Origin of the sequence: Pantoea sp. NPDC088449, assembly GCF_044753225.1 — a bacterium.
GTDB classification, from domain to species: Bacteria; Pseudomonadota; Gammaproteobacteria; order Enterobacterales; family Enterobacteriaceae; genus Pantoea; species Pantoea floridensis.
Genome location: NZ_JBIVMT010000002.1, coordinates 708,945 through 725,184, shown reverse-complemented (window position 1 = coordinate 725,184; position 16,240 = coordinate 708,945). Strand labels below are relative to the sequence as shown.

Annotated in this window: 14 protein-coding genes; 3 read left to right on the top strand and 11 right to left on the bottom strand. The window is 55.3% G+C overall.

What is annotated here, in order from left to right; genetic code table 11:
* Positions 1–108 precede the first annotated feature (108 nt).
* The 5 genes from ACIP6T_RS14555 to ACIP6T_RS14535 all read right to left on the bottom strand — a co-directional run bounded on the left by ACIP6T_RS14555 (position 109) and on the right by ACIP6T_RS14535 (position 6,013).
* Positions 109–999: an oxidoreductase gene (locus tag ACIP6T_RS14555; protein ID WP_400457946.1), complete on the bottom strand. Its 891-nt coding sequence runs from the start codon at positions 997–999 to the stop codon at positions 109–111.
* Positions 1,000–1,177: 178 nt separating this feature from the next.
* Complete coding sequence (locus ACIP6T_RS14550; RefSeq protein WP_400457945.1) at positions 1,178–1,957, bottom strand: SDR family oxidoreductase; 780 nt, start codon at positions 1,955–1,957, stop codon at positions 1,178–1,180.
* Positions 1,958–1,967: 10 nt separating this feature from the next.
* Positions 1,968–3,047: a M24 family metallopeptidase gene (locus ACIP6T_RS14545; RefSeq protein ID WP_400457944.1), complete on the bottom strand. Its 1,080-nt coding sequence runs from the start codon at positions 3,045–3,047 to the stop codon at positions 1,968–1,970.
* The gene (locus ACIP6T_RS14540; protein ID WP_400457943.1) at positions 3,040–4,683 is read right to left on the bottom strand and encodes a GMC family oxidoreductase; all 1,644 of its coding nucleotides are present in this window, start codon (positions 4,681–4,683) and stop codon (positions 3,040–3,042) included. Before ACIP6T_RS14540 ends, ACIP6T_RS14545 begins: the two co-directional genes overlap by 8 nt.
* A gap of 10 nt (positions 4,684–4,693) precedes the next feature.
* The gene (locus tag ACIP6T_RS14535) at positions 4,694–6,013 is read right to left on the bottom strand and encodes an MFS transporter (RefSeq protein ID WP_097097728.1); all 1,320 of its coding nucleotides are present in this window, start codon (positions 6,011–6,013) and stop codon (positions 4,694–4,696) included.
* Positions 6,014–6,166: 153 nt separating this feature from the next.
* Between ACIP6T_RS14535 and ACIP6T_RS14530 the strand changes: the two genes are divergently transcribed.
* The gene (locus tag ACIP6T_RS14530; RefSeq protein WP_400457942.1) at positions 6,167–7,339 is read left to right on the top strand and encodes an ROK family protein; all 1,173 of its coding nucleotides are present in this window, start codon (positions 6,167–6,169) and stop codon (positions 7,337–7,339) included.
* Positions 7,340–7,447: 108 nt separating this feature from the next.
* On the opposite strand, the gene ACIP6T_RS14525 is transcribed toward ACIP6T_RS14530, so the two are convergent.
* Entirely contained in the window at positions 7,448–8,194 is a 747-nt protein-coding gene (locus ACIP6T_RS14525) for an SDR family oxidoreductase (protein ID WP_400457941.1), read from the bottom strand.
* A 146-nt stretch (positions 8,195–8,340) separates the two neighbouring features.
* Between ACIP6T_RS14525 and ACIP6T_RS14520 the strand changes: the two genes are divergently transcribed.
* The gene (locus ACIP6T_RS14520) at positions 8,341–9,261 is read left to right on the top strand and encodes a LysR family transcriptional regulator (RefSeq protein ID WP_400457940.1); all 921 of its coding nucleotides are present in this window, start codon (positions 8,341–8,343) and stop codon (positions 9,259–9,261) included.
* A gap of 46 nt (positions 9,262–9,307) precedes the next feature.
* On the opposite strand, the gene ACIP6T_RS14515 is transcribed toward ACIP6T_RS14520, so the two are convergent.
* From ACIP6T_RS14515 to ACIP6T_RS14500, 4 genes are all read right to left on the bottom strand, one after another.
* Positions 9,308–10,204: an SDR family oxidoreductase gene (locus ACIP6T_RS14515; protein ID WP_097097732.1), complete on the bottom strand. Its 897-nt coding sequence runs from the start codon at positions 10,202–10,204 to the stop codon at positions 9,308–9,310.
* Between the two features lie 250 nt (positions 10,205–10,454).
* The gene (locus tag ACIP6T_RS14510) at positions 10,455–10,607 is read right to left on the bottom strand and encodes a KGG domain-containing protein (protein ID WP_008110189.1); all 153 of its coding nucleotides are present in this window, start codon (positions 10,605–10,607) and stop codon (positions 10,455–10,457) included.
* A gap of 117 nt (positions 10,608–10,724) precedes the next feature.
* Positions 10,725–11,810, bottom strand: a complete 1,086-nt coding sequence (locus tag ACIP6T_RS14505) for an ABC transporter substrate-binding protein (RefSeq protein WP_345830823.1) — start codon at positions 11,808–11,810, stop codon at positions 10,725–10,727.
* 58 nt (positions 11,811–11,868) lie between these two features.
* Complete coding sequence (locus ACIP6T_RS14500; RefSeq protein ID WP_400457939.1) at positions 11,869–13,998, bottom strand: TonB-dependent siderophore receptor; 2,130 nt, start codon at positions 13,996–13,998, stop codon at positions 11,869–11,871.
* A gap of 369 nt (positions 13,999–14,367) precedes the next feature.
* On the opposite strand from ACIP6T_RS14500, the gene ACIP6T_RS14495 reads away from it, so the two are divergent.
* A complete protein-coding gene (locus ACIP6T_RS14495) occupies positions 14,368–15,258 on the top strand; it encodes a MurR/RpiR family transcriptional regulator (RefSeq protein ID WP_097098324.1) in 891 nt (296 codons plus the stop codon).
* On the opposite strand, the gene ACIP6T_RS14490 is transcribed toward ACIP6T_RS14495, so the two are convergent.
* Positions 15,259–16,176, bottom strand: a complete 918-nt coding sequence (locus ACIP6T_RS14490) for a DMT family transporter (protein ID WP_400457938.1) — start codon at positions 16,174–16,176, stop codon at positions 15,259–15,261.
* Positions 16,177–16,240 lie beyond the last annotated feature (64 nt).

The window sequence follows — 16,240 nt, the reverse complement described above, 5'->3', positions numbered from 1 at the left end:
GCCGGGTTTTCGTAGGGTGCGCATTCATGCGCACCTGCATAAACAGGCATTTTTTTGCTTAAGTGAGCGGCATTACGCCATTCATGGCGACCAGGTAACCCCAGATCTTCAGCCTGGGCCTTCGCTTCCTGCCGCCAGCAGGGGCACGATCACATCGCTTATCGGGGTGGCGATGCCATAGGTTCGGCCATAGCGCTGCACCACGCCGTTGCGGATATCCCACTCCAGCGGGCGATTGGCCTGGCGGTCGGCGAGAATGGACGTGCCCAGATCAGCAGGTGCTTGGTGGAAACGGTCAACAATTTCCTGCGGCACACTGTCGCTCAGCGCTGCCCCGGCAGCGCGCGCCACCATTAAACACTCCTGTAAATAGGCCAATGCCAGCGCGGTAACATCCTCACGCTGGAACATCCCGGCGCGACGATTCGAAAGCACCATCAGGCCAGCAACGGCGTTTTGCAGCAGTTTGCGCCAGGCGATGGTGAGAAAATCGGCCGAGAGATCGACGCTACAGCGCGTGTCACGCAGCGCCGCAACGACCCGTTCAGCCTGTGGCGTTTCAGGCAGCGTCAGGCGCGGTTTTTCTCGTAGCCACACCGAAGCGTCCGGTTCTCGCTGGGCAGGGAACCACACCACCGAAGGCAGTACCGCTGCGCCGTTGACATAGGGTGCAAGTTGCGTTTTCTGCTCTACGCCGTTCTGCAGGGCGCACACCACGGTATTTTCATCACACAGCGCCGCCAGCCATGCGACGATGTCTGCCACCTGCGTGGTTTTTACGGCCACAAACACCAGATCAAACGGCTGCGCAATGTCAGCCGGATGGGTGAGCACCGGGCCAGGGACAATAATTTTGCCACTGTCGTGACGCAGTTCGAGCTGCGGATGCGCGGTGCGGCCACAGAGGGTCGGCGTGCGGCCAACTTCATGCAGAGCGGCGGCGATGGTGGTGCCAATCGCACCCGGTCCAATGAGGGCAATGCTGGGATTCTCAGACATCTTTTCCAGGCTCCTGATTATCAAATGACAGAGGGTCGCTTCAGCACCGAAGAATAGCGGGTTATGGCGCGCTAATGTTATTTTTTGCGCGGTTGCTGCCACCTGTTTTAACGCATCAATGCGGAGGATTTAGTCAGGTGCGCAGTGATGCGCAACAGGCTGACAGCAAACGGAATGATTAATCGTGATAAACCTGGCTGCGGCCGCCATCCACCAGAATATCGGTTGCGTTGATAAAGCGCGCCTCATCTGAAGCGAGAAACAGCGCGGTATAAGCGACTTCATCTGGTTCACCGATGCGCTTGCAGGGCAGTAATGCCGCCTGGCGTTCACGTTCTGCCTGAGGATCAGGGCAGCTTGCCAGCCAGGCTTCTGCGGCAGGCGTCATGATCAAACCCGGCGACACGCTGTTAACACGTATGCCCCGGCTGGCGTATTCCACCCCCAGCGACCGCGTCATGCCAATCAATCCGTGCTTTGCCACCGGATAGGGGAAAGCGCCTGGAATGATTTTATGTCCGTGTACCGAGGCGACGTTGACAATGTTGCCATAATGCCGCGCCAGCATCCCCGGCAACACACTGCGGATCAGGTTGTAAGGCCCTTTCAGATTGACCTCCATGCAGCGCTGCCAGTCGTCGTCTTCCAGCCCCAGCGGATCGCGAAATACATTCACGCCTGCGCAGTTGATCAGAATATCGATAGGCCCGAGCGCGTCCTGTGCCTGCACCACCGCACGTTGTACCTGCTGCGGTTGCGTCACGTCCGCCACGCAGGCCACGCACTGTTGTCCAAATGCTTCCTGCAGCTGGGCGGCCAGCGCTGCGGTGGTCTCAGTGTTGAGATCAAACAGGGCTATGCGGGCACCTTCACGCGCAAACAGCCTGGCAATCGCGCTGCCAATTCCGCTGCCCGCGCCAGTGATAATCGCGGTTTTGTTGGTTAAACGTTGTGACATGGTCGCTTCCTTATGAAGATGCCGGTAACACCAGCCAGTCGGCGAAGTGCAGTAGGCTGGCGCCACGTCGCACGCTAATCAGCGGCCAGTTTGCGGTACGCGTCAGTGCCTCGCAGCCCTCGGAGGTCAATAAAAAGGTGTCTTCACTTTTTACGCCGCTGAGCGTGGGATTCCACGCGAGCGCTGTATTGAGCCGTACTTCGCCTTGCGACTCGGACGTTACGATCTCGTCGCGACAGCCATAACCGGCCGGGCCGCCCTGATGATGATCGCGCCAGGCACCGCCCTGACCCTGCTGCTGATAAGCATTTTGTATGGCGTTGAACACCGCAGACCAACTGCGGCCAGGCTGGGTTGCACAGAGAATATCGGCATGGATCTGGCTCAAGGTTTGAAGGCGCTGGCGCAGCGCGGGCGCTGGTTCACCGATATGCACCAGGCGTGTCAGGCTAACGTGCAGGCCATGGCGCTCAGCGCCCAGCGTAATCAGCAGCTGGTGCCGCACTATTTTCGCAGTGGGCACCGGATGTTTAAATGCGGCGATACGCTCATCGGCCGCCACTAAGGTGCACATCGGGCGAATGCCGCGCGCCAGGCAAGCCGCAACGATCTGCGCTTCCACCTGCCATTCCGTTACGCCGGCACGCAGCTGGCGCGCCACATCCTCAACAATCTGCGCGGCTTCGCGTCCGAGCGTGCGAAATCTTTGCTGTTCGCTGCTGTTCAGCCCCTGACGCAGCACGATCATCTGCTGCTGAATATCGGCTGTCTCGGCAAGCGGCGTATCGCTGCCAAGTTTACCGGGCGGCAGCACGCTATTTAGCGACTGAAACCAGGGATAGCTTTGCGTTTCGCAGGCAAACGGCAGCGGCTCTTCGGCGAGAATGCGCGGCATCTCATTTTCGGGTGCGAGCAGCAGCACCTTATACGGGGTTACCAGCAGGCTGGCGACGCCGGTTTCGGCGCGTTCAACAACGTAATAGCTGGCACCTTCCGTCAGCCAGGCGATGTTATCGCGCCGGGTGAGCAGCACCGCATCCAGCTGCCAATCGGCCAGCGCCCGCTGCAGCCGCGTCAACTTTTCACTCATCGGCTGTCTCCTTCTTTACGAAATCCTGTGTTTGCATCAGCAATTCTGCGGCGCGGTGCGCGACAGCCATCACGATGGCATTGGTATTGCCGCTAACGATGTTAGGCATCATTGAGGCATCCACCACGCGCAGGCGATTGACCCCGCGCACCCGCAGATCGTCGCTTAGCACCGCTAGCGGATCGTTCGCGTGCCCCATGCGGCAGGTGCCCACCGGGTGATAGCCGGTTTTCACCATGCGTTTACAGTGCTCGACGATAGTTGCATCGGAGGTGATTTCTGCACCGGGGAAAATTTCCTGCTGCACCATCTCGCTGATGGGCGTTGCGGCAATCACCCGCCGCGCGAAGCGGAAGCCGGCAATGGTGCGAGCCAAATCATCCGGGTGACCAAATATTTGCGTATCAATGATCGGCAAGCTGCTGGCGCTACCGTCGCGCAGCGTGACTTCGCCGGTGGCTTTGGGGCGCAGCAGCAGCGAATTAACGGTGACGCCGTGGCCAGGGTCGGCGCCCATCACATCGCGATCGAGATATACCGTGGGCACGCAGAACATCTGGATGGTGGGCGTGGCGCTAAAATCGAGCGGATCAAAGAAGGCACAGGTTTCGACGCCGGTGGTGGTGACCGGGCCGGTTTTAAACAGCATGTACTGCAAACCCGCTTTGATCATTGGCCAGCCGCGATCCTGACCGTAATAGCCAAACGCACCTTTGGTGCTGGCGACCACCGGTACTTCATAGTGATCCTGCAAGTTCTTGCCAACGCCGGGCAGATGATGACGTAGCGTGATGCCGTGCTTTTTCAGCTGATCCTGTGGGCCAATCCCGGAGAGCATCAGGAGTTTCGGCGTTTGGTAGGCGCCAGCGGCGAGTATGACCTCTTTGCAGGCGCTGGCACGCTGCGGATGCCCCTCCAGCGTGTAGCGGACGCCGGTGGCATTCGCGCCCTCAAACAGGATCTCCTCCACCTGCGCGCCGGTGGCAATCGTTAAGCGTGTGTCCTGGCGCAGCGGGTTGATAAAGGCATCTACCACGCTGCAACGCTGTCGCGTTTGTCCATTGATGGTGTGCTGCATGAACCCGACGCCAAACGGATTGCCGGTGTTGAAATCCGGCGTGTAAGGGATGCCCAGGCCCTGCATGGTTTTGACGTACGCGCGACTGAGCGGGCTGAAGTGACCCAGATGTGACACTTTCATTGGGCCGCCAACGCCATGATCGGGGGCGCCAAGATGATCGTTATCTTCGATAGCGGTGAAGTGGGGCAGCAGCGCCTCCCACGACCAGTCAATCCCCTGATTGCCCAGCGCGTGATTCCAGTCGGCATAATCCTGACGATGGCCGCGCATATACACCATGGCATTCACCGTCGATCCTCCGCCCAGCACCTTCGCCTGCGGCACAATCACACCGCGTCCGTTCAGCTGGGCTTGCGGCTCGGTTTGATGCATCGTCAGGAACTTGTCGCTGGCGAGGAACTTCATGTAACCCGCCGGCATTTTTAATACCGGATGATATTCATCGCGCCCGGCTTCCAGCAGCAGCACGCGCGCGTTGCCCTCCCTGACCAATCTGGCGGCGACGATACAGCCAGCGCTGCCGCCGCCCACCACAATGTAATCAAACTCTTTCATGTTTTTCTCTTTACTCTGAAGCGACAGAATCAAAACGACGCAGGCGCTGCGCCTCGGGATTGTGCTGCTCGCCGGGATCGAGCGGGCTAAGCAGGAAGCACCACGAAAGCATCGCGCTCACCAGGTACAGCGCGGCATATCCCCAAACCACGCCCGAGGTGCCGAAGAGTGCGTTGAAGGCGCCATAGAGTGCCGGGCCAAAGAAGGTCGAAAGCCCGGCGGCGAAGCAGTAGATCGCCATCGCATTGCCTTTATCTTTTGGCTGACACAGTGAAGAAAACAGTGCTGCGGCAGGGACATAGCCACACAAGGTGATGCCATATAAACAGGCGCAAATCACGCTGAGCACAAAGCTGCCGTGGCTCCATTGCGGCACGAAGTACATGAGCAGCATTGAAATACCGGAGCCGAGTCCGCCAAATACCGTCAATACCTTGCGCCAGCCGATGCGATCGCTGATTTTGCCGACGATCGGGTTAAAACTCATGCCAACCAGGCCCATGATCGTGATCAGGCTGAGGTATTCGGTTTGTGTAAAACCGATTTGCTCGGTGAAAAAGCCCGGCAGGAAAATAAAGAAACCAAAGTAGGGCGTGGTGTTAATGATGCGGACCACGGCGGCGGCGGCAATGCGTGGTTCACGCCACAGAATATCAATGCCGCCCATCAGCGTTCGGGCGGTGCCCTGCTGACGATGCTTTTCATCCAGCAGCGATTGATATCCGCTGCGCTCTTTCAGCGCGACGAGCATCACCAACATACCCAGCGCCACCAGCCCCAGCGACAGCCAGAAGGTGGCATATTCGCCAACCCATCTGATCGAGAAGATTGCCACCAGCGAACCCAGCGTCGGCAAGCCGCCGGTAAACGCCAGCCAGAACCAACCGGTTGCTGAGCCGCGCATCTCCGCGGGGGCGGCGGCCTGAATCCACACCAGAAAAGCATAGGCAAACATCGGATAAGCCACGCCGCGCAGGCCGTAAGTTAGCGCCAGCAGCAGTACGCTGTGTGAAGGGAGCGCAATGGCCAGAAACAGGACTTCGAACACAATCCAAATCAAACCGCCCGCCAGCATCACTTTGCGCGGACCAATTAACGTGGAGAGTGAACCGGCCAGCCATGAACCCAGGGTAACGGTCACGCCGTAGAACGCGATCACCGCCGCCGCGATGTTGAGCGAAAAGCCATTTTCATGCAGGTAAGGAGCCAGATAGTTCGATTCGACGCCGTCGCCAATCATAAACAGCAGCACAGCGACGTAGCCCCATGCCAGAGCGGGTGGAATGCCGAGGCGGAGCAGCCACGGATGGTTTGCAGGTGATGTTGTCATTTTAATTTTTCTCTTGAGAGGTCATGATGATTTTTTGTTATTGGGATGAGCACGAACTCTAGAGCAATGGGTGCAAGCAGGATGGTGAGACCATCACAAAAGATAGTAAACGCTGTTTAGTAAACGCGTCTGCTGTGGAAGCAGGGAGAGAAAATGAAGCCGGTTGGACTGAACAATTTTTACGTACGCAAACACAATAAGGCCGTGTTTATTGATCTGATGTGGCGCCATAAACAGCTCAGCAAATCGCAGCTGGCCCAGCTCAGTGGATTGACGATCCCCGCTGCCAGTAAAATTTTGCAGGCGCTGCTGGATGAAGGAAAACTTCAGCATTCCCATGCTGTGATGAGCACCCGCGGCAACAGCAACGGCAGTTTTCAACTGCCTTCCGAAGGGCCGTGGACGCTGTGTTTGTGCGTGAAGCCAACCAGTATTGAACGGCAGCTGGCTGATGCGCAGCTCGTGCCGCAAGGCGACTATCAGCAAACCACGATCAACGCTGAGACGCCGGAAGCACTGCTCAATGAGATTGAAGCGGTATGGCGGCAAACCTGTAAACAGTGGCCGAAGCGGCGCATTAATCTGGCGTTGGCGGTACATGGCCAGGTCGATCCGGTGACGGGCGTATCACAGCATATGCCGCAGGCCGCGTGGAAGACGCCGCTGCAGATGAAATTTCTGCTGGAGGAGAAGCTTGGCGTTGAAGTCCGCGTCGATAACGACTGCGTGATGCTGGCGCTGGCTGAAAAGTGGCTCAACCGCAACGCGTTGAATGAGTTCTGCGTCATCAACGTCGATTATGGTATTGGATCGTCCTTCGTGATTAACGGTGAAATCTTTCGCGGCAATCTTTATGGCAGTGGCCAGATCGGCCACACCATTATTGCGCCCGACGGCTTACGCTGCAGCTGCGGACGCCAGGGTTGTCTGGAAACGGTAGCGTCCCTTAGCGCGTTAAAACAGGCTGCTCATCAGCGAGCAGCGCAGGCAGCGCAGCCCTCGAGCAAGCAGTTGCTGGCCGCGTGGCAAGCGGGCGAGCCGTGGATCGTGGCGTGGGCGCAGCGTGCAGCAGAGGCGATCGGGATGAGCTTGTATAATTTTCTCAATACGCTGAATATCAACCAGATTTGGTTATATGGGCGCAGCTGTACTTTCGGTGAAAATTGGCTGCACAGCATCGTGCAGCAGATTGATTTCAATCCTTTCGATCCGCGCGATGCGCTGAAAAGCAAAGGCACAAATGTGCATTTTGGCCAGTTAGATCGCGCGCGTCAGGTGCTGGGTATCGGTTATTTGTATGTGGAAGCCGATCCCAGCGCGGCCTGAAGGCTGCAAAGAAAGGCCAGTTTATGCAGGTGCGCATGAATGCGCACCCTACGAAAAACCGGCGATATCAACGATCGGCACTGGCCCAGTCATACCTACCTTGCGCTATCACACCTGCGCCATACCGCCATCGACAAACAGTTCGGCGGCATTGATAAAGCTGGATGCATCAGAGGCCAAAAACGCCACCACTTTGCCGATCTCTTCCGCTTCCCCCAGGCGACCCAACGGCACCTGTGCCGCTAGCGCATCAAACAATCCCTGACGCTGATCTTCGCTCACCAAGCCACCTAAGCCTGGCGTGCGCACCGGTCCTGGGCTGACAACGTTAACGCGAATGCCACGGTCTTTCACGTCCAGCGCCCACGAGCGGGCAAAGTTGCGTACTGCCGCTTTACTGGCGCTGTAGACGCTGAAACCGGCAGTGCCCTGAACCGAAGTGGTGGAGGAGGTGAGGATCACCGAGGCGTGGTCGCTGAGCAGCGGCAGCGCCTTTTGCACCGTGAACAGTACGCCGCGTACGTTGGTGCCAAAAATGCGGTCAAAATGCTCTTCGGTGATGGCACCGAGCGGCAACATATCGCCGCCGCCCGCGTTGGCAAAAAGTATATCCAGCCGCCCCGCCTGTTGGGCGATTTCTGCATACACATTATCGAGGTCGCTCAGCAGTGCAGCATCAGCGCGAATGCCGGTGACGCTGGCACCGATGCGGGCCACCGCCGCATCAAGCTCCGCCTGACGACGTCCGGTGATAAATACGCGGGCGCCTTGTGCCGCTAACTCTTGCGCTGATGCTAAACCGATACCCGTGGTGCCGCCGGTTACCAGTGCGATTTTACCGTTAAGCGTATTCATGTGTACTTCTCCAAATGTAATGGGGTTGAGATGACTGCGTTGCAGTGCATGAGAAGCACTCTATTCCTGCTGGGTTTGGTGATAAATGGTGTAAAATCGAAAGGACTATTTCTGTAGGTGGATAATGCGGGCTTGAGGAAAACGGCGTGGATCAGTTAATGGCAATACGCGCGTTTGCACGCGTAGTAGAAGCAGGCAATTTTACCCGTGCGGCAGATTCACTGGATATGCCCAACGCCACGCTCAGCAAGCTGGTGCAGGAGTTGGAAGCGCATCTTGGCATTCGCCTGCTGCAGCGCACCACGCGACGCGTTACGGTGACGCCCGAAGGGCGCGACTATTACGAAAAGGCGCTGCGCATCGTGCGTGATTTGGAAGATATCGACCACTCTTTCAACGCAGAAAGCATTAAACCCAGCGGCTATTTGCGTATCGATATTGGCGGATCCACCGCGCGCGATGTATTAATTCCTTTGTTGCCGGATTTTATCGCACGCTATCCGGAAATCCGCCTGGATCTTGGCGTCTCAGACCGTGCAGTAGATTTAATCAGTGGCAATGTCGATTGCGTCATTCGTGGCGGTCCGCTGAGTGATTCTTCGCTGGTGGCGCGACATTTGGGCGATGCTGAGCTCATCACCTGCGCCGCGCCCGCGTATCTGAAAACGTATGGCGTGCCGGCTTATCCGCAGGAGCTACGCAACGGTCATCGGCTGGTCAGCTATTTATCGCCACAAAGTGGCCGGGCGTTTCCGTTTCGCTTTGCGCGTGATGAGGACGTGTTGGAAATCAAGGCTGCACATCGCATTGGTGTGAATGAAAGCAATGCACATCTGGCAACGGCGGTGGCGGGATTGGGGATTATTCAGACCTTCCGCTATGCGGCAGCAGCCGATCTTGAAGCGGGACGCTTAGTCGAGATACTTGCCGCATGGCAACCGTCAAGATACCCATTTCACGTGGTTTATCCGCAAAATCGGCATCTTACGCAGCGCCTGCGGGTGTTTATCGAATGGTTACGCGACGTGTTTCCCGCACGGCTATTAGCAACAAAACGGTCGCCATAAAGGCGACCGTCATTGATGTCGTAGGGCGTATCAAACGCTGCAGACGTTATAGCGTACCGGTACCACCATCCGAGCACCACACTTGTCCGGAGGTGAAGCTATTATTCACCTGCGCAAAGGTCACATACAGCGGGGCGATTTCAGCCGGTTGTCCAGGACGACCCAGCGGTGCCGACTCACCAAATTTCTCAACTTTCTCTTGCGGCTGGCCGCCGCAAACCTGCAGCGCAGTCCAGTATGGACCCGGGGCGACCGCGTTGACGCGGATTTTATCTTTGCCCAGCTGTTGCGCCAGCGCTTTAGTAAAGGCAACGATTGAGGCTTTGGTCTGGGCATAATCCAGCAAAATCGCGCTCGGTTGGTAAGCCTGAACCGAGGAGGTATTGATAATGGAAGATCCTGCAGGCAAATATTCCAGCGCCGCTTTGGTGATCCAGAACATCGCGTAGACGTTAGTTTTGAACGTCGCATCAAAATCTTCGGTGGAAAGGGTACGGATTGACTCATTAAACTGTTGGCGACCCGCGTTGTTAACCAGAATATCCAGCCCGCCAAGCTGTTCAGCAGCCTGTTTTACCAGCTCCTGACAAAATTTTTCAGAACGAATGTCACCCGGAATCGCCACCGCTTTACGGCCTTCTGCTTCAATCAGTTGCACAACTTCAGCGGCATCGGATTCCTCTTCGGGCAGATAGTTGATCGCCACATCAGCCCCTTCTCGGGCATAAGCGATAGCGACTGCACGGCCAATACCGGAATCACCGCCGGTGATCAGCGCCTTACGTCCGGTAAGTTTACCGCTGCCGCGATAACTGGTTTCACCATGATCTGGACGGGGATCCATTTTGCTTGCTAAACCAGGCATCGGTTGCTGCTGTTTTTTAAATGGCGGAACCGGATACTCTTCAGTAATTAAGGTCTTATTAGTGGTTTGCACAGTCATATATATCTCCATGTCGCATGATGTGAATAAATTAAGCCTGGCATAAATGTGATATTTGTCACGTTAAAAAATGAACAATCGAATTTATTAAGACGAATCGGCATTAGGGCGCGCTGCAAATTGTTAGCAGTTAAGTCAGGTTATTAACAATATTTGTCGGGGGAAGTTTAATGCTTGAGGGGGGACGACAACGGGCGTCCATGCCCGGGCGAGGTTCCAGCAAGCTGCATACTACTTGCAGCTGTAATAGCTACTTCTTACCGCCTTTCTTACCAGCTTCGGAGGCTTTTGCAGGGTCGTCTTTGAAACTACCGCCGCTTTTCTCTCCGCCTTTTTTACCGGCATCAGACGCTTTCTTTTTATCGTCAGCGAAATTACCGGAACCGCCTCTATGCTCAGCCATAAAACATCCTCTCATGAGTTGTTGTTGCATGGCGGAAATAACTTCTTCGACGCCATGCCCGTGCTGCAAATTTAAGATTAGCGATGTTCCGATTAATCACAAGCGCAGCGACAGCGATTATTTAGTCTCCGTGGCACTGATGACCTTAAAATAGGTGCCGCTATAAGGGATGGGCAGAAAATCATGAAATATCTGCTGCAGCGTTTTCTCCGGATCAACGTCAGTAAATAACTGGGGATAGAGGGTTTTTGCCATAAACTCCGTGGCGGCAATGTGCCAGGGACTTAGATAGAAGTTCATCCAGATCGCTGCGGCGTGTCCATTGCGCAGCGCATGCAACTCGCGTAAACCGTTTTGCTGCGCGGTGAGCTGTTTAAAACTGGTGAGCACCGCGGCTGGCGCTACTTCAGGGCCGAGCTTGAGCAAACCCTGCGATGCGTTATCGCCGAAGCCCGTGGCGAAGTAGAAATCAGGCTGAGCGGCAATCACGCTTTCTTCACTAAGACGTCCGAAAACGCCATGCTGGGTTTTGCTGGCAATGTTAGCGCCGCCCGCCGCATTCAGTAATTCGCCCAGGCTGCCGTTAATGGCGGTTACGCAGCATTCGTTGCGTCGGCCGAGATGCAGTTGCAATAGTACAGAGGGTTTTGCGCCCTGATAGCGGGCTAAGCGCTGGCGGATAACCTGCATATGTGCGTCGTAGAAGCGGTTAAATGCCTGCGCTCGCGCTTGTTGATTCAGTACTTCACCGAAGATCTCCACGCTGCGGCGCGTATTTTTCAGCAGATGCACGCGCAGATCGATTTTCACCACCGGAATATGCGCTGCTTTTAGCATGCTCACCAAACGCAGATCGGCATCATCGTAGCGCGCCAGGCTTGGCAATATCACCACGTCGGGCTTCAGCGCCAGAATTTGCTCGGGATTCATTGCATTCGGGCCGCCAGAACCCAGCGACGGGATCTTCAGCATCTGTGGAAACTGGCGCGCAAAACTGTTCCAGGTCTGGCTGTCGTATTTCTTCAGATCCTGCGGCCACGCCACGATATGCTGAAAAGGATCGCCCGGCTCCAGCAGCGCCAGCGTATACAGCATGCGGCTTTCGCCTAACACAATGCGTTGTGGATGATCGGGAATTTCAACGCGATTACCGTCAATGTCGGTGATGCTTTTCGCCCATGCAGCGCTGCTAAGCGCTAGCATCAACAGGATCGCGCCGAGGAGGGAAGGCGCACGGAATGCGCCTGATAGACGTACGGAATCAGAATTCAACGCTGGCCTCGAGCATCAGGTTGCGGGTTTCGCCCTCACGCACGCGTAAGTTACCGCCGCTGGAGGTGTAATAGTGCTTGTTAAACAGATTATTCAGATTCAGTTTCAACTGCGTTTTTTCGCCAAATAGTGAGTTATTCCAGGCGATAAAGCTGTCCGCGACGACGTAATCCGGCATGGTGAAACTATTTTCCGGATCGCCTGCACGGCTGCCAACATAACGCGCGCCGCCGCCAACGCGGAAGTCGCCCGGAATGCCGGAGATGGCCAAATTATGGCTCAGATAGAGCGCGCCAGAATGGCGGGGTGCATTCTGCAGCCGATTGCCGTTGTTGGCTGCGTTTACGCCGTCATCAACGATTTCTGCTTTGTCGTAACTGTAATTGGCGCTGAGATCCCAGCCCGGTAATACTTCGCCATTTAACTCAAATTCCGCCCCGCTGGAGCGGGCTTTATTAATGGCGCGTGTGGTGCCATTTATGGAGAGCGACATGTCTCGCTCGTTGATGCGATACAGCGCTACGCTGGCAAAAAGCTTCGGTGAAATCTGCCATTTGCTGCCCACTTCCCAGGTTGTGCCCTGTTCCGGTTTGCCCACATTGCCATCATCATCCACATCGGTGGAGGGCGTAAAGGATTTGCTGACGCTGGAGTAGAGCGAAACGTCTGGTGTTATTTTGTATATCAAACCGACCTGCGGCAGGAATTTATTGCCTTCGCTATCCAGGGTTTGCACCACCGGATCGAAGCCTTTCGAGGCGCGTTGTTCATAATGCTGGTAGCGTCCGCCAAGCACCGCAATCCAGTTCTCCGTCAGGCTGATACTGTCTTTGGCATACAGCGAGCGGCTATGCGTGCGGTTCAGGTTATTGGCGTTGGCGCTGTTTTCCGTCGTGCTATTGGTGATGGGTGATAAAATATCGTACTGCGGGTCGTTCAGGTTAAATGCGCTGTTGGCTTTGCCCTGGAACTGATGTGCGCGGTAGGTTTGGATCATCTCGTAATCGGTGCCCAGCACGATATCGTGCGTCATGCCGAACGCTTGTTGTGACCCGATCAGATCCCACGATACGTATTTGGTTTTATGGTTAAAGCCGCGGTTAGCATCGGCGCGACGCGTCACCACGCCGGTAGTGGGATTGATTGCGGTAACGCGCACTTCGTTGTTATCGTACTGGCGCTGGTTCCAACCGAGCGTAACGCGGGTACTCCACTCATCATTAAATTGCCAGTCGTAATGGGCGTTGAGCGTTTTGTTGTGGCCCCACGCGTGGTTGGCTTTGTCATCAAGACGATCCTTGTAACCGATATCAACAGGTTTGCCGTTAATAAACGCCGTGCCACGATCGTAGGGGATGTCATATTGATAATCCTCATAGCTGATGAGGAAACTGGCTTGTTCGCCAAACCATTGAAGTGAGGGCGCAATGAGCGTGTGCTTGTCACTGCCAAAATTACGCCAGTAATCCTGATTTTGTTTTTCCGCAATTAGACGGAAGGCGAAGCCGTTGCCAAGCGGTCCGGTGACATCGACGGTGCCTGCGCCGCCGCCTTCACTGGAGGTCTTACCGCTCACTTTGGTGTGCCACGCATATTGCGGCTTCTTGCTGATAACATTGATGACGCCGCCCGGATTCTGAATGCCATACAGCAGCGAGGCTGAGCCTTTCAATACTTCTACGCGCTCGGTCGTGGCATCAAAATTCAGGCCCTGGCTGCTGCGAACGCCGTCGCGGTAGATCGAGCCATCTGAATTACTGCCAAAACCACGCCGTACAAAACCATCTTCGGTACCCGCCAGCGTGTTGCCTTCGGTCACGCCGCTGACGAAGCGCATCGCATCGGCAAGGCTGGATGCTTGATAATCTTCAAGCTGTTGCTGCGTCACCACGCTCACCGACTGCGCCTGATTTATGCGAGGCGTTGGCGTTTTACTCCCTACCGAGCTGCTAGTGGCGTTATAGCCTTGCGCAGCGGTTTCATCGGCCGATACCGTCAGCGTAGTGTTTTCCTCGGCCGCAAAACTGCTGGCCGAACCCCAAAGGGTGGCACCATAAATCGCCGCAAGGATCGCGGGATGGCGTTTTGATTTAAAAGCGCATGGCAGATTATTATTCATGTAATTAAACCTGGTGTTATTACGGGATTAATATTCATCCGTGAATCGAAGCGAGTGGTTAATTTTGCGTAATGTCGTGCGGCGTTAAATAGCCAATGTAATGCAATTGAGAATCATTCAAACATGAAAAAATGTAGTAGTAAACGGAAATAAAAGTGCGGATACTACAGCAGGTCGAGGCCGGCTTTCCTGACTGTTAATAGCACCATTTTCATAATAAAGGTGTTATTTTACAGAGTGTTGTTTTTTTAAAATCAGGCGTTGTTGCTGAGGTTGTGGCAGACCGATAAGGTCAAAATGGCCAGTTTAAAACCACTTATTTACTACAGGCGTGCAACAAATGAATCGCAGGATGGTGAGTTTAAACAGATGAGTACGAATAAAATTAAAAACCGTGTGGATGTATTAGGGGAACGTTATCGCCTGCGGTCGCCAACCTTATCATTAAGTCTGCAAACCGTGGCGCAATATATCCACGATAATCGTGAGGCAATAGTAGATGCTACAGCGATGGAAATTGCCGATGCGACGCAGACTTCTGATGCAACGGTGGTGCGTGCCGTTCAGGCGCTGGGCTTTGCCGGATTGCGCGATCTCAAAACCACCCTCAAAGCCTGGTTTGGTCCAGCAATGAACTCCGAAGAGAAGATGAGCGCGACCGTGAGCGAATTGTCGTGTGATATCAATTCAGGCATCGATTTTGTGTTGGGTGGCCATAAGCGTGCGTGTGATGCACTTTCCGAACCGCACAATCGCCAGGCGGTGGCACAAGCGGTGACGCTGCTGATTGAAGCACGTCAGGTGGCGCTCTTTGGTATTAATGCATCGGGGATTCTGGCGGATTACAGCGCGCGCTTATTCACCCGCATTGGCATTCCTGCCGTCACCCTCAACCGATCCGGAATTGCATTAGCAGAACAGTTAATTACGCTGCAACGCGGCGATGTGCTGATCATGATGGCGCAGAAATCGGCGCACCGGGAAGGCATCACCGCGCTTAAAGAGGCAAAGCGGCTCGGCATGCCGGTCATTTTGCTCACCAACGCTATTGATTCGGCGTTTGCCAAAGAGGCGGATGTGATGATTAACGTGCCGCGCGGCGGTGAGAATGGCCGCATGCCGCTACACGGCACGGTGTTGGTATGTCTGGAAATGCTGATTCTTTCGGTGGCTTCAGCGACCTCAGCGCGCACGGTCAAAACCATGAAACGCATTCAGGATCTCAATCGATCGCTGAAGCCCGGCGGAAAAAAGGTGTGATTACTTATTTACCACGGTGTTAACCGCAGGGCGCTTGCTGAATCCGTTGCTCGTCACCAACCACACCGCGCAGATAATCAGCAACGAGCCGCCGATAAAGCCCTGATTAATCTGCTCGCCCAGCACCAGCCAACCCCACAATATGCCAAAAGGCGGAATCATGAAGGTGACCGTCAGCGTGCGCAGAGGGCCGATATCGGCTAACAGACGGAAATAGATAATGTAAGCAAGGGCGGTGCAGAGGAAACCGATAGCCAGCACGCAGGCCCATACCTCTGGGAGCTGCCAGCTCGCGGCAGGTGTCTGCGGGGCGCTAAAGGCAAAGAAAGGCAGCAAGAAAAGCGATGCGCCCAGCTGGCTGCCAAATGCCACTTTGGTGGCATCAAGCCCGCCGCGAGCGCCAATCCAGCGTTTGGTCAGAAAACCAGCAAACCCATAGCACGCGGTTGCCACCAGACAGGCCACTATCCCCAGCACGAGTGCACTCGTGAGATGAGATTCCCCGGTAGTACTGATAAGGATAATGCCGGCAAACCCAGCAATCATGCCGAGAATTTTGCTCAGGGTGAATTTTTCGTCAAAGAAGGCGGCGCCGATCACCACGCCCATTAACGGCGTGGTGGCGTTGAGTATTGCTGAGTAACCGGCAGGTAAGACGCGCGCCGCCATGCAATACATCAGAAAAGGAATGGCAGAGTTGATAACGCCTAGCAGCATCGCCCATCCCAATTTTCCTTCAAAGCGTTTTGGAATACGCATGATGGCCATGATGATTAATAACCCCAACATGCCGCAAAATACCCGCAAAAAGGCCGTATTTACCGCGCCGAGTGCCGGTACGGCAATGCGCATAAAAAGGAAACTGGCACCCCAAATTGCCGCCAGCAGCAGCAGTCGCAACAAATCCGATGTTCGCATAGGTTTCACAATTGTTATGAAATAGTCGCGCACAGAGTAGCAAATAACCTGTGATGAAGCGGTA

Excerpts from the sequence above, each read along its gene's own strand:
- ACIP6T_RS14495 (WP_097098324.1), top strand. The coding sequence starts at position 14,368 with ATGAGTACGAATAAAATTAAAAACCGTGTGGATGTATTAGGGGAACGT.
- ACIP6T_RS14515 (WP_097097732.1), bottom strand. The coding sequence starts at position 10,204 with ATGACTGTGCAAACCACTAATAAGACCTTAATTACTGAAGAGTATCCG.
- ACIP6T_RS14555 (WP_400457946.1), bottom strand. The coding sequence starts at position 999 with ATGTCTGAGAATCCCAGCATTGCCCTCATTGGACCGGGTGCGATTGGC.
- ACIP6T_RS14530 (WP_400457942.1), top strand. The coding sequence starts at position 6,167 with ATGAAGCCGGTTGGACTGAACAATTTTTACGTACGCAAACACAATAAG.
- ACIP6T_RS14510 (WP_008110189.1), bottom strand. The coding sequence starts at position 10,607 with ATGGCTGAGCATAGAGGCGGTTCCGGTAATTTCGCTGACGATAAAAAG.
- ACIP6T_RS14550 (WP_400457945.1), bottom strand. The coding sequence starts at position 1,957 with ATGTCACAACGTTTAACCAACAAAACCGCGATTATCACTGGCGCGGGC.
- ACIP6T_RS14490 (WP_400457938.1), bottom strand. The coding sequence starts at position 16,176 with ATGCGAACATCGGATTTGTTGCGACTGCTGCTGCTGGCGGCAATTTGG.
- ACIP6T_RS14545 (WP_400457944.1), bottom strand. The coding sequence starts at position 3,047 with ATGAGTGAAAAGTTGACGCGGCTGCAGCGGGCGCTGGCCGATTGGCAG.
- ACIP6T_RS14505 (WP_345830823.1), bottom strand. The coding sequence starts at position 11,810 with ATGCTAGCGCTTAGCAGCGCTGCATGGGCGAAAAGCATCACCGACATT.
- ACIP6T_RS14535 (WP_097097728.1), bottom strand. The coding sequence starts at position 6,013 with ATGACAACATCACCTGCAAACCATCCGTGGCTGCTCCGCCTCGGCATT.
- ACIP6T_RS14525 (WP_400457941.1), bottom strand. The coding sequence starts at position 8,194 with ATGAATACGCTTAACGGTAAAATCGCACTGGTAACCGGCGGCACCACG.
- ACIP6T_RS14500 (WP_400457939.1), bottom strand. The coding sequence starts at position 13,998 with ATGAATAATAATCTGCCATGCGCTTTTAAATCAAAACGCCATCCCGCG.
- ACIP6T_RS14540 (WP_400457943.1), bottom strand. The coding sequence starts at position 4,683 with ATGAAAGAGTTTGATTACATTGTGGTGGGCGGCGGCAGCGCTGGCTGT.